Below are 13,245 nucleotides of genomic sequence, written 5' to 3'. Positions count from 1 at the left end.
CCTCATTCAGCTTTCGTCCTCGAAGGAGGGTTTCTGTTCAGCGACACCTGCCTGCGCCAGCACCTTGCGTAGCCAAGGGGGAGGACACGTCCTGAGCATCATCTGCGTGCGCAACAGCACCTCCTGGATGGTCTGGGGCTGCGGCACTTTGATCGGATGGATATTTGCGGAAACAAGTTTGGCTGCCGAAGGTCCGCCGATCGCCAGACAAAACAGCAGATGACAGCCCTTCAGCGCCTCCACCTTCGGGGTGATCAGGTCATCGCCCTCAGTTCGGTGCTTCCCGCTCTCGTCGGAAACGTCATCGAAGGCCACGGCTTCGACGAGATTCCACTCCTCGCGCATCACGTCGTAGACAGCAAAGCGTCTGGCCGACCCGAAATGGGCGTTGAGGTTCTTCATGTCCTGCGTGGCGATTGCCACGCGCAATGCGCCGGCTTGGCGTTCCGGCTTCGGTGCGTGAACCTCGTCAGTGACGAGCGAGAGGCGACGAACGGAGCTCATCAGGGATTTCTCGCTTACGGAGTGGACCAAGCGCCTCAGGCGTCGGCGCGTGCCGGTTGGCTTCAAAAATGTTGGCAACCTCGAAGATCAGGTCGCGGGTCCCCTGGTAGAGGATTGTGAGCTTGTGCTGGCTGCCAAGCCGGTCGAAGATCGGGAAGCCGACCCGCATGAGCGGAATGCCGAGGCGCTGCGCCGCCTGGCGGCCGTGGGAATGAGTAACGAAAAGATCAGCGCCGGCGCCAAGAGCTTCCAAATCGCCGAGATCCCCGATCTGAACCGACTGCGCCGGTACTTCCTCCAGAATTTTCGACATATCGGTCGTGGTGACCGCCGCCGCGATTTCGGAGCCCATGCCGATGAAGAAGCTCGCGAGTTGGTAGAGTTGGTCTGGTTCAGCAGCGATCGCAATTTTCTTACCTCCAAAATGGAAATGTCCGTCGAGCAACGCGTCCTGCAACTGCGCCCGGCGACGGCGCACCCCAGCCGGCGCTGCCGCGCCCGAAACCGCGGACAGCAACGAGACGAACCGGTCGGCGTCCTTCAATCCAGTCAGCGACCGGAACAGCACGTAAGGCACGCCGGTCAACCTCTGCAGCAGCTCGGCCGGGCGGCGCATATGCTCACCGATGACGATGCATTGCTCGGCCGTGCCAAGCTCACGGATATCCTCGACGCTGGTGCCGCCATAGGTGGTCGTGACCCAGCGGTCGGGCACCGTACCGTCGAGCGAGCCGGAGATGTCCGGCAGAATCACCGGCTTCAGTCCAAAGCTTTCAACCATCTCACGCAAATGCTCGATGTCAGCCACAGTCAGGTTCCAGCCAGGCAGGATCACGATCTTCTTCGACTGCCGCGCCTGCTCGCCGGGCCGCGTAATCCTTTCGATCATAGCGGTGACAGCCTTGGTCCAGCCCTCTTCGATCGCGCCCTCGAAATCCGGTGTGTTGGCTAGCACCACCTCCGTACCCGCGAGTTCTTCCATGCGCTTCAGCCTGATATTGGCGACATCCCCTGCGCAGTCTTCGCCCCGGGTTTCCACCAGCGCCGTCGTACAGACCCCGATCAGTGTTGGCCTTGTGCGGGCCTTGAGGTTGAGGATCGCCTCTTCCAGATGGTCCGCCCCGCCAAGGATCGTCGCCACCTCATCCATCGCCGTCGTCTGCAAGGGGATGGCTTCCTTGAAATGCCGCACCAACAGCACGAGCGCAAAGCTGGTGCACCCCTGGCTGCCGTGGAACAACGGCATCGCGCCGTCGACGCCAAGAAAGGCCAAGGCGGCACCCAGCGGCTGCGATGACTTCAGCGGATTGACCGCCGCCGCTTTGGTCTGGGGAAGGATGCGGACCATCGGCTTTCCTCAACACTCGCCGAAATCATCGGCCGTCGTGCCGGCGAATTCCTGGACAACATGCAAAGTCGCGGTCTCGCTTTTCGTGCGCGGCCGTTCCTGCCTCACCGCAGGCAGGCAATCCCATGGTGCCGGCCCCCGCACCTGGCCCCAGATCGGGTTATTAATGGCGATGTCGATCTGGCGTACGAGTTCCACCATGCCGTCATAGCCGGCGTAAGGGTGTTGGCGCTCCTGGTTGATATCGAGCCAGGGTGTCTTGGCCTTCAGGGCGATGAACTGTGTGCGCCCGCCAGACAGCAGGATATCGGCCTTGCGTTCCGAGAGCATGGCGTAAAGCTCGCGTGGCGCCATCTGCTCGAATATGTGGTTGTCGTCCTTGAGGATCTGCTTGATGCGCTCCTTGTCTTCGACGGTCGACTTCTTGACAGAGGTGCCGACGATCTCGATGCCGATCTCCATCAGCGCATGGACGACCGACCAGGACTTCACACCGCCGGTGTTGAGCAGCACGCGCTTGCCTTCGAGCCTCGGCCGGTAGGCGGCGAGCTTCTTCCAAGCGATCGCCTCCTCCTCTGCAATCAACGCCTCGGTGCGGCCGAGGATCTCCGGATCGGCACCCTTCTTCACCAGCAGCTGAGAGATCTGTCGGAGCGCTTCCGAGGTGTCGGTGATGCCGTAGAAGGAGCCCTCGAAAAACGGGATGCCCCAGCGCTGCTCCATCTTGCGGGCCAGATTGATGAGCGCGGTCGAGCACACCACCATGGCCGCCCGGGCGCGGTGCGCGGAAGCAATGTCGAGGTAACGTGCGTCGCCCGGAACGCAGGCGCGCACCCGGATGCCGAGCCTATCAAGGAGCGGCTTCACCAGCCAGAATTCTCCCGAGAGGTTGAATTCGCCAAGAATGTTGATGTCGTAAGGGCCGGCATCGTCGGGCTCGAGCGTGCCGATGACATGCTCGAGCAACGCCTCGCCGGCAAGCTTGTTGCCGAGATTCTTGGAGCCGACGAAGCCCGGCGCATTGACCGGTACAACGGCCAAGCTGTACTTTTCCGCCGCGCGCTTGCAGACGGCCTCGATGTCGTCGCCGATCAGCGCCGTCACGCAGGTCGGATAAACGAAGATAGCCGGCGGCCCATACGCTTCCTTGATCTCGAGGATCGCTTTGAAAAGCTTCCGCTCGCCCTGCCCCATCACAACATCGAGTTCGGTGAGGTCGGTCGTGAAGCTTGTGCGCCACAGGGCTGGCCCGGACGAAGCCGCACCGCGGTTGTCCCAGGAATTGCCCTCGCAGGCGAGCGGCGCATGGATCAAATGCGCAACGTCGGTGATCGGCTGCAGCACGATCTTGGCGCCATCGAAGGCACAGCCGCCGGCCGCCGCCCCGGGGGTCAGTGGCTTCGAACAGCCCTCCTTGCGCGCCTTGGCATCCTTGCCGCGGTTCTTTTCGCAGCCAGGCTCGTTGAAGACATCCTTGATTTTGGCTCTGAGCAAGGACATTGCGTCGGTCTCCAAAGTCCCTCGGGAAGACGACCGGCCAAAGCCGACCGTCAAGCTTAGCGGGTGAGGTCATACGAATAGTCCGTCACGCCCGTCTCGCTTGTCTCGCGATCGAGCTTGTCGAAGATCTTGTCGAGGATCGTCGTCAGCACGCGCAACCCGCCTTGGTAGCCCATCAGCGCAAACCGATGGTGATGGTGGCGATCGAAGATCGGAAACGTCATCCGGATCAGCGGCGTGCCCGTGTCGCGCTCCAGATACTTGCCATAGGAGTTGCCGATCAGCAGGTCCACCGGCTCGGTGAAGAGCAGCGAGCGCATCGCCCAGAGGTCCTTGCCCGCCCAGACTTGAGCATCCTTGCCGAAGGGCGATGATGCAAGCAGTTCCTTCAACTCCGCTTCCCATGCCGACGTGCCGTTGGTGGCGAGGCAATGGGTCGGCTCGCCGCCCGTCTCCATGATGAAGCGGGCCATGGCGTAGACAAAGTCCGGATCGCCGTAAATGGCGTATTTCTTACCGTGCAGCCAGGATTGGCTGTCGGCCATGGCGTCAACAAGTCGACCGCGCTCGAGGCGGATTGCCTCGGGGATTTGCTTGCCGGAAACCGCGGAGACCTCCATCAGCAAGTCGTCGGTTGCCTGGACTCCGAGGGGGTAATGGAACGAGGCAGTCGCCTGCCCTACCCCCTCGCAATACTCCAGTGTTTTTCGGGTGTTGTAATGCTGCAGCGACAGCGTCGCCTCGGCGTTGAGTGCCTTCCTCACGTCTTCGATCTTCGTGCCGCCGTCGTACATGCGGTATTCGCCGTCGGACGGGGTGTCGAACTGGTCAGAGGCGTCTTGGATGAAGGTATAGGACACGCCTATCAGATCGAGCAGGCGCTTGAGTTCCCGGTTGTTGCCGACACAGAACCCGTCGAAGCCCGGAATGATGTTGATGGTTCCCTCGGCTTCCGTTCGCTCCTCGCCCTTCCAGAAATGCTCCAAAATCCCCTTGAGCGTGACGTCGTAGCCATCGACATGACTGCCGACGAAGGCCGGCGTATGGGCGAATGGGACGTCGAAGTCGCGCGGGACCGAGCCTTCGTCCTTGGCGTTCTCGATGAAGCTGTGCAGGTCATCTCCAATGACCTCCGCCATACAAGTAGTCGAGACGGCGATCATCTTCGGGTCGTAGAGTTGGTACGTGTTGGCGAGGCCGTCGACCAGGTTCTTCAGGCCGCCGAACACTGCCGCGTCCTCAGTCATCGAGGAGGAAACCGCCGAAGCAGGCTCCTTGAAATGGCGCGACAGGTGCGAGCGGTAATAGGCCACGCAGCCCTGGCTGCCGTGGACGAAGGACATGGTTCGCTCGAAGCCTGCGGCCGCGAACACCGCGCCGAGTGGCTGGCAGGCCTTGGCGGGGTTCACGACAAGGGCTTGGCGAGCAAGGTTCTTTTCGCGGTATTCCCACGTCTTGGTGAATTCGCGTTGGTCGGTAACGACCTGGTCCGGGTGCGGACATTCGAAATTCAGCCTCTTCTCGGCGAGCATCTGCCTGTATTCCGGCTCGCGGAACAGGGGAGCGTGGTCGAGAACTTTGTCAGCCGACTGCGGCATGGGTAGTTACCTCTTTTCCACCTGGCCCGCCATACGGCGGCACAGGGACGTCGAAACGTTTTTCAGGTCTCCCGCGGACAAGCGGCCACAGGCGTTCGCGGCCTCCCGGCTTCCGGGAGGCCAGGGTTTCATTCGGCTGCGATCGCCGCCGACGGCTCGGCTTTTTTCTTCCAGGGGGCGTCGTAGAGGTTCCAGACCGGGTTGTTGATGGCCAGGTCCATATCGCGCGCGAAGATGGCGAACCCGTCGTAGCCATGATACGGGCCGGAATAATCCCAGGAATGCATTTGACGGAACGGTATGCCCATCTTCTGGACCGGGTACTTTTCTTTGATGCCGGAGCCCACGAGATCAGGACGGATCCCCTCGATGAACTTCTCCAGCTCGTAACCAGTTACGTCGTCATAGATCAGCGTGCCCTTTTTCACGTAGTGGCCGGTGCGCTGATAGTCGTCGTTATGGCCAAATTCATAGCCAGTGCCGACGATCACCATGCCCAGGTCCTCATATGCGGTGACGACGTGACGGGGGCGCAGCCCGCCGACATAGAGCATCACCGTCCTGCCTTCGAGGCGCGGCCGGTACTTGGCTATGACCCCTTCGACCAGCGGCCGGTATTTGGCGATGACCGCCTCGGCCTTGGCCTCGATTTCCGGCCCGAAGTGCTTGGCTATCTTGCGCAGAGAGGCTTCGGTCTGGGAGGGGCCGAAGAAATTGTACTCCATCCAGGCGATGCCATACTTTTCCTCCATGTGCCGGCAGATGTAGTTCATCGACCTGTAGCAATGGATGAGATTGAGCTTCGCCTTTGGCGCCCGCTCTATTTCGACCAGGGTAGCGTCGCCCGACCAGTTGCCGACCACGCGCAGGCCAATCTCCTCGAGCAGGATGCGCGAAGCCCAGGCGTCGCCGCCGATATTATAGTCGCCGATCACATTGACATCGTACGGGCCGGCCTCGAACTCGACGTCCTTCTTCTCGAACACCCAGTCGCGGATCGCGTCGTTGGCGATGTGGTGGCCAAGGGATTGCGAGACGCCGCGGAAGCCCTCGCAGCGCACCGGCACGATTGTCTTTCCGTGCTCCTTGGCCTTGTTGCGGGACACAGCTTCGGTGTCGTCGCCAATCAGCCCGATCGGGCATTCGGATTGCACAGTTATGCCCTTGTTCAGCGGAAACAGTTCCTCGATCTCGTCGATGATCCGTTCCAGCTTCTTGTCGCCGCCGAAAACAATGTCCTTCTCCTGGAAATCGGAGGTGAACTGCATGGTGACGAACGTGTCGATGCCGGTCGTGCCGACGTAGTAGTTGCGGCGTTGAGACCAGGAATATTGCCCGCAGCCGACCGGCCCGTGCGAGATATGGACCATATCCTTGACTGGACCCCACACCACTCCTTTCGAGCCGGCATAGGCGCAGCCGCGGATGGTCATCACGCCGGGGATGGACTTGATGTTCGATTTGACCTCGCATTCGGAAAGGACCTCGCTTTCCTCGCCAGCCTCGTCGTCGCTCTTTGCCACGCTGAGGTGCTTTCTGCGCCGCTTCGCCGACTTGTCAGGATATTGCGACAGCACTTCCTCGATAAGCCTCGCATGGAGGCCACCGTCATTCTCGTATTCCAGGCTCATGGGACCCCTTTCAAGGTTCAGGGTGACGCCTCACCGACGAGGCGCCGTTCTTTGAAAGACGCACCAGGTCAGGCGGCGCCTTATGTCGGCAGTGTCGCTACTGTGCGGCCGCCTTAGCCGCTTCCTTGACCTGAAGCTCGGCGAGCATCTGCTCGTCCGTCTTCATGATGCCGAAGTCGAGCAGCATGTCCTCGAGCTCCTCCATGGTGATCGGGGTCGGGATGGTGCCCTGGCCCGAATTCCCATGGATCTTCTCGGCCAGCGCCCTGTATTCGCCGGCCTGCTTGGAGTCCGGCGCATACTGGATCACAGACATCTTCCTGAGCTCGGCGTGCTGGACGATGTTGTCGCGCGGCACGAAGTGGATAAGTTTGGAATTGAGCCTGGAAGCAAGCGCCTCGGCGAGGTCGAGTTCGCGGTCAGTTTGGCGCTCGTTGCAGATCAGGCCCCCGAGCCGCACGCCGCCCGAATGGGCGTATTTCAGGATGCCCTTGGCGATGTTGTTGGCGGCATAGAGCGCCATCATCTCGCCGGACATGACGATGTAGATTTCCTGGGCCTTGTTCTCGCGGATCGGCATCGCGAAACCGCCACACACCACATCCCCGAGCACGTCGTAGGAGACATAGTCGACATCGTCGTAGGCGCCGTTCTCCTCGAGGAAGTTGATCGAGGTGATCACGCCGCGGCCGGCGCAGCCGACACCTGGCTCGGGTCCGCCCGACTCCACGCATTTGATGCCTTTGTAGCCGACCTTGAGCACGTCCGCGAGTTCCAGGTCTTCCACCGAACCTTCCTCTGCCGCGAGATGCAGGACCGTATCCTGCGCCTTCGCGTTGAGGATCAGGCGGGTGGAGTCGGCTTTGGGGTCGCAGCCGACGATGAGGATTCTCTGCCCGAGGTCGACAAGGGCGGCGAGCGTATTTTGGGAGGTGGTGGACTTGCCGATGCCGCCCTTGCCGTAAAAGGCGATCTGACGCAAACCTGACATGTAGCTTTCCTTCCTTCGTTCCATTCATCGCGGCTGCCGCGACTTGAATGCCGGTCGGGCAGCTCTAGCCGCCTCGCACCTAAGGATCTCAAGACTCATGCCAATTTGGCTGATCCAACCGAAGAATAATTTCATGGTTGCTTTTCAGGGGTTTAGCTTGAGTTCCAAGAAAGGATCGTCGGAACGGCCCGTGTAGCGGACGCGACATTGGCGACACAAAGCGTCGGATCGCGATCCTCAGTCACCGCATTCGGTTGAACCGCATCGTTGTATTGAGGTGGACGAACAGCATCTCGACCCTCTGCGGGATGCTGCGAACTCTTCTGTGCCCGCGAGCTGACGTGCGTGCTCAACGCGTGTCCAAGTGGACACTCCGCCGACTTTGCGCGCGATCCTAGCATGCCACCGATCCACGGCCACTCATCCGGGGCACGGGCGAATAGTTCCGCTATATCAACCCGAGGGACTCGGTTTACTTCTCGGCGCAGGAGTTCAGTACCGTCGTCATCGCCTTCACATGTTCGTCGATCCGCTCGAGCACTTTCGCTGCGACAACGTCGCGCTCAGGCAGATGCCACCAGTACTCGTTGACGAGTTTGACCGTCTCGACCACTGCCTTCAGGACTGCTGGCTCCGGAAGCCGTGCACGGTTCGCAAATGCTTTCCATCGCGGTGCTGCTAGCGCCTTAAACGAGCGCTCTCCTCCAAGCGACAGCGCCATGGCGTCGGCGGGAATATATGGCACGGTGGACAGGAGGTCGTAGATTGGTGCAAGCGCCGGCTTGTCGCCGTTATCGGGATAGATCAAAGACCAGTTCTTCAGGTGCATGTCGCCATTGCCGGTGATGACGGTCAGTGCCAGGCGGCGCACGAATTCGAGAGCCGCCGTAGGCGAGACGGCCACGCCAAGAGCCAAGGCTATGTCGTGATAAGCAGCCCCCTCATATTTGCGCGAGGGGTAGACACCGAAGACCTGAGCGAAATCCTCGATGTGTATCCTCTCGCCCTCAGCGCCGCGATCGAAGCGTTTGACGAGAAGGACCTTGCCCTCTGACAGCGTGTTGAATTCTTCGGGAATATCCTCAAAATCGGACTTCTCGACAAGTTCGCGTTCAGGAACCTCCATCCCGATTGCTGCTGCCAGCGCCAGGTTGGCGAATTCGTTCTCGGAAACGCCCGGAAACGCCGTCGAAGGGAACTTGGCGATGTACCGGCCCTGCTCGTCGTCCATCGGCAAGGTAAGGCCGCCGCCTTTTCCAATGTTCTTCATGACCGACAGCTTCATCTGCACGCCGGCAAGCGAGAACCGTGCCTTGGGCTGATCCTTTGAAGCGTCCTGTGAAACCGCTATCGCGCCGTCACTGGGCAACGCCCGTACGGCTCCCGGCAGATCGGCGCCCAACGCCGCTAAAAGGTCGAAATCATTGCCTGGCCGCACATTGCCTTCGTGGTGCCTTTCCATCGCCTCGCGCAATTTCTCCTCCGGCAGGAGGTTCGCGAAGAATGCGGGCAAGGCGCTTGCCAGAGGCTTCGGATCTTTCCGCAATCCTCCCGTCGCTGCCCGGAACGACAGGCTGAGAACCGGAAAGCCGCCCGTCGCGCGGTAGGCCTCATCGAAGTTGAATGCATTGAAATCGCCCGGCGTCCTGACGATTGTGCCGATTTTCGCTGCGTTCAAGAGCACGTCCAGCGACGGGATCGTCTTAGGTGCGCGAAAGACTGGAGCCATGATCGTCATCGTCAGGTTGAGAAACAAAGGCGGGGCGATCGTCATCATCATGTGGACGCAATAGAGCCTGGACAGCCGGCACCATGACTTGCGGAACCAGCATCATTTCCAGACCGAGCGCGCGAGCGATATTCATGAGGGTCGTCGCACGCGCCGCTGCGGCTCCCTTTTCGATGTCGCGATAGCGGGGACGGGATATACCCGCCAAGTCAGCAACCTGCTCCTGCGTCATGGCGGCGGCCAGCCTCGCCTTCCTGAAAAGCCCACCGATTTCGCGCAGAATTTCCGATTCAGAGTCCATAACGATACGCAGATTCATTCCAATGCCAAATGATACGCAGGGGTATCTTATCCAGCGGAGCAAGTCAAAGCTTTATGATCTGTTCACGTATCAAATATGGAAATCATGATATGCAAAGATATCTTTATCGCCTCAGAGCGAACGGCGTTCCTCGAAGAGCAGCTGCTACTGCCACCGTGCACCCGGCGTTTCTACCGACTGGGCCGGCCAGGTGCGTACGTCGCCCGAAAACGGCCAACTGCGAACATTCAGCGAAATGGCTATTTTGACCTCGGCGCAATGCGCCCGACGGTGTCCCTATGAACACGAAAGAGATGAGCGATTTCAGCTGCCGGATGCCTTATCGCGTTAAAGTGGTGACGTCCGGACAGGCCTAAAAGCTGGATGGGACGACATCGACGCGATTGGAACTAGAAGCACGAAAGCGCATGGCCGCTGATCAAGGCTGGCAAAGGCCAGGTGGTCGTCCCTCCCACTCGTGCGGGAGGGACGACCACCCATGGCTTGGTCTAAGCGGCTGCTAGAAGCTGGTATCCGTCGTCATTGCTGTGCTGAATTTGGATCGGTTGCGGCTTCAGTGTGTGCACACTCCGACGCGACAGCTCATCCATCCCAGCTCCGGAAGCTAGATCGAGTTTTTCAATCGCCAAACGCCGGATGATTGTCTCCGCCGACCCATCGATCACAAACTCGCCCCGCTCCCATCGTCCCACTGACTGCTTGTCGTGGTGAACAAGCACAGCAAGCTCAGCTTGAGTATACCCCATTTCTGTTCTCAGAAAACGGAGCTCGTCAGGGCTAATCCCATGCTCGTGTGAGACTATGCCAAGAGCGATTACACGATGAAGTTCGTTGACAGCCGGGATGGTGATGATTTCGTCACCTTCATCGTCGTTCACGAAATCAAGACCGCTAATGAAAACGTTCTTCAGTCCGCATTCGGTGTAGTGGTGGCTATTCATCGCATTCTCCATTCAACGTACCTGCGCGGGTAGACGGCTCGTCAACCCACATAACACTGACAATTTTTAGGAAGGTGCCGGTCTTCTCAGGAATGACTATCACTCTCAGAGTGCGGCTATTGCCGTTGGGACAGAGACCTTCCATCGCATATTTTTTGTACGCGGGTGCGTACTCTCCATCGGCTCCATGTGCACAAAGCCATTTTTGAGGACGTACAAAACGTCACCCATGATAATGTTTCGTTCGGCCATACGTTCGATCGCGTGGCGCTTATAGGAAATCGTAAGCGCTTTCGAACGCGCAATCGCGCGTATTTCGTCCGTTGCTTGCCCCTTCGGCCAATCACAACCACGGACTACAACGCCCCCATGCCCGCTTGGTTTCACCTTAGGTATATCACTATGATACATTTTAAAAGAGTCCCTTTCGCTAAAATTTGTGATTTGGTAAAAAATCTCTCCACGATAAAAAGGGCGCCCTGGGAGGTAAGGGCGCCCTATTTATCACTTCTTGATGTGCGTCACGATATGCGTGTTCGGCTTGCGAACCGCAGTCGTAACAGTCGTGAACCGACCCGAGACCGCACTGCGGCCAACCGTAATCGTCTTCCTGCTCATGCTCATCACCTCCTTTCCGGAGCACGGCGCTCCTAGGGAGACGGGGTGAATCACATGGGCGTAGATATCATGATGATACTTTGTCCGTCAACGCCAGTGGGCAGAAATCGCCACACTTCGCCGCCTCCCCGTAGGGCGCATGCTTCCTAGCCGCGCCGTCGGTTCCATCAACTCCCATGTCGGGACAAATTTCCTTGAGCGAAGGCACCGACCATCCCTTGATGGCATTCCTGTCACAGCATCCATCGGGGATTAAGCTCAACGGCGCCGAAGACGTTCGGCTCCGGCGTATCGCAAACTCCTTGACCTGCCGGAAAGTATGGCAATCCGGGCAAATCCGGCGAAGAAGGCATACGTCACCGCCTGATGATTCACGACCGCTTTCCTTTGCAGCGCTGCCATGATCTTCTACTATCGCAGATCGACAACTGATGTCGCCGTAGAACAGGCTCTCCCAGCTCTTGTCTATCCGGACCTTACCGGCATGTCTCCCAATTCGTTCCAGCCCTCGATCATAACCGACCATTCCACCGCCATCGCTTTGTCTCAAAGCATGCTGATGAACTGCTTGAGCCTAACAACCCGTGTTTGACCCCAGAGAAGTTACGGGTCTCCTCACGGCCGACCGCGCTTGACCCAGGGGTCAATGTGGACCGCTACTCGTTCATTGCAATGGATTTGCACCATCTGCTCCTGCCGGTCTCCCGGCGCACCTTGTTCCGACCCTTTCAAGGGCTCAGCTCGGTCGGCGTTACCGATCACCCTGATCAAGTATCCGTCGGATACCGCTTTACTCTCGGCTGTCCGTTCGGGCATGGCGGGGTGCCTCCCTGATCACGAAGCAGCACCCGGACAAGCCCGCGACCAGCGCGATTCCCCCCGCATCCGAGACTTTCTGACTCATAAGACTAGGCGCCCGCCGCCACGGGCGCGCGACGCCGGGATCAACCGGCGGGCAGATGCGCCGAGGGCAACAAGCGCGCCTGACGCAATGCCGCCAGATCAGCCGAGCCGGTGCAGAAGCAGGCGACGGCCAACTGGCGGATGACGATCTCGAAATGCGCGACAACCGCCTCGGTGGATACGGTGGCCGCGCGCAGCACGCCGGCTGCCTGCCCCGCGATGTCCGCGCCCAGGCGGATAGCCTTGGCCACGTCGACGCCGTCGCTGACCCCGCCCGACGCGATCAGCTTCACCGCTGGCAGCGCCCGACGTACCGCCTGCACGCTGGCCGGGGTCGGGATCCCCCAATCGGCGAACGCCATCGCAACTGTACGGTCGGCGGCATCGGGGGCCCGCTCGCCCTCCACCGCGGCCCAACTGGTGCCGCCGGCGCCGGCGACATCGATCACCGCCACGCCCGCCTGAACGAGCGCACAAGCCACCGAGGCGGACAGGCCCGACCCGACTTCCTTGGCCACGATCGGCACGCCCACGCTGCGTGCGGCGCGAGCGATCTGCGCCAGGACGCCGCCCCAGTCGCGGTCGCCCTCCGGCTGTACCGCTTCCTGCAGCGGATTGAGATGGACGATGAGTCCATCGGCCTCCAGTGCATCCACCGCCCGGCGCGCGAGGTCCAGGCCGCCGGCCTGGCGCAGTTGCGCGGCGCCGATGTTGGCCAGCAAGGGAATATCTGGGGCCAGGCGGCGCAGCGCGCGCGTCAGCCCTTGGGAGTTGCGGGATTGCAGGCTCACGCGCTGCGAACCGACGCACATGGCGATCCCCAAGGCTTGCGCTGCCTCGCTTAGATGCCGGTTGATGGCCTCGGCGCGTGGCATGCCGCCGGTCATGGAGCTGATCAGCAGAGGCGCGCGCATGGTCTTGCCCAGCAGCGAGGCGCTGAGGTCGATCTGCGTCAGATCCAACTCGGGCAATGCGCAGTGTTCGAAACGGATGTACTCCCAGCCGGCGGCCTTGGCCCGTGCCGTTCGCCGATTCAGCACGATGTCCAGGTGGTCGTCCTTGCGCCGGCTCAACTTGGTGTCGCTGATGCTCGCTCCATCCGCGTCATCGGGCGACGGCGTTGCGTCGGGTCGGACCGACGGCAGCGCGCGCACGCCATC

The 13,245-nt window shown here is 60.4% G+C and carries 11 protein-coding genes; all 11 read right to left on the bottom strand.

From position 1 onward, the window contains the following. Positions 1 to 6: 6 nt before the first annotated feature. The 11 genes from nifX to fni all read right to left on the bottom strand — a co-directional run bounded on the left by nifX (position 7) and on the right by fni (position 13,230). Positions 7 to 504 carry a nitrogen fixation protein NifX gene (gene nifX / locus NKH73_RS25170; RefSeq protein ID WP_352937038.1) on the bottom strand — a complete coding sequence of 166 codons (498 nt, stop codon included), beginning with the start codon at positions 502 to 504 and terminating at the stop codon, positions 7 to 9. Then, positions 470 to 1,852 (bottom strand): nitrogenase iron-molybdenum cofactor biosynthesis protein NifN, encoded by a 1,383-nt coding sequence (nifN, locus tag NKH73_RS25165; RefSeq protein ID WP_352937037.1) that lies wholly within the window; start codon positions 1,850 to 1,852, stop codon positions 470 to 472. Before nifN ends, nifX begins: the two co-directional genes overlap by 35 nt. Before the next feature lie 9 nt (positions 1,853 to 1,861). Further along, complete coding sequence (nifE, locus tag NKH73_RS25160) at positions 1,862 to 3,352, bottom strand: nitrogenase iron-molybdenum cofactor biosynthesis protein NifE (protein WP_352937036.1); 1,491 nt, start codon at positions 3,350 to 3,352, stop codon at positions 1,862 to 1,864. A 56-nt stretch (positions 3,353 to 3,408) separates the two neighbouring features. Beyond that, on the bottom strand, positions 3,409 to 4,950 hold the full coding sequence (gene nifK, locus NKH73_RS25155) for a nitrogenase molybdenum-iron protein subunit beta (protein ID WP_352937035.1): 1,542 nt from the start codon (positions 4,948 to 4,950) through the stop codon (positions 3,409 to 3,411). A 128-nt stretch (positions 4,951 to 5,078) separates the two neighbouring features. Further along, positions 5,079 to 6,581 (bottom strand): nitrogenase molybdenum-iron protein alpha chain, encoded by a 1,503-nt coding sequence (nifD, locus tag NKH73_RS25150; protein WP_352937034.1) that lies wholly within the window; start codon positions 6,579 to 6,581, stop codon positions 5,079 to 5,081. A 97-nt stretch (positions 6,582 to 6,678) separates the two neighbouring features. Continuing rightward, positions 6,679 to 7,572: a nitrogenase iron protein gene (gene nifH, locus NKH73_RS25145; RefSeq protein ID WP_023706403.1), complete on the bottom strand. Its 894-nt coding sequence runs from the start codon at positions 7,570 to 7,572 to the stop codon at positions 6,679 to 6,681. Positions 7,573 to 8,044: 472 nt separating this feature from the next. After that, the gene (locus NKH73_RS25140; RefSeq protein WP_352854576.1) at positions 8,045 to 9,301 is read right to left on the bottom strand and encodes a type II toxin-antitoxin system HipA family toxin; all 1,257 of its coding nucleotides are present in this window, start codon (positions 9,299 to 9,301) and stop codon (positions 8,045 to 8,047) included. Continuing rightward, positions 9,276 to 9,602: a helix-turn-helix domain-containing protein gene (locus tag NKH73_RS25135; protein WP_023750060.1), complete on the bottom strand. Its 327-nt coding sequence runs from the start codon at positions 9,600 to 9,602 to the stop codon at positions 9,276 to 9,278. The genes NKH73_RS25140 and NKH73_RS25135 overlap by 26 nt, the downstream gene beginning before the upstream one ends. A 509-nt stretch (positions 9,603 to 10,111) precedes the next feature. Beyond that, the gene (locus tag NKH73_RS25130) at positions 10,112 to 10,564 is read right to left on the bottom strand and encodes a helix-turn-helix domain-containing protein (protein ID WP_023706400.1); all 453 of its coding nucleotides are present in this window, start codon (positions 10,562 to 10,564) and stop codon (positions 10,112 to 10,114) included. 105 nt (positions 10,565 to 10,669) lie between these two features. Then, positions 10,670 to 10,975, bottom strand: coding sequence for a DUF4258 domain-containing protein (locus NKH73_RS25125; protein WP_352937033.1), 306 nt, complete (start codon positions 10,973 to 10,975; stop codon positions 10,670 to 10,672). Positions 10,976 to 12,126: 1,151 nt separating this feature from the next. Further along, positions 12,127 to 13,230 carry a type 2 isopentenyl-diphosphate Delta-isomerase gene (fni, locus tag NKH73_RS25120; RefSeq protein ID WP_502893941.1) on the bottom strand — a complete coding sequence of 368 codons (1,104 nt, stop codon included), beginning with the start codon at positions 13,228 to 13,230 and terminating at the stop codon, positions 12,127 to 12,129. Positions 13,231 to 13,245 lie beyond the last annotated feature (15 nt).

Origin of the sequence: Mesorhizobium sp. M0938 (assembly GCF_040319125.1) — a bacterium.
GTDB classification, from domain to species: Bacteria; Pseudomonadota; Alphaproteobacteria; order Rhizobiales; family Rhizobiaceae; genus Mesorhizobium; species Mesorhizobium robiniae.
The sequence above is the reverse complement of the archived record's forward strand: the minus strand, read 5'-3'. Positions and strand labels throughout refer to the sequence as shown.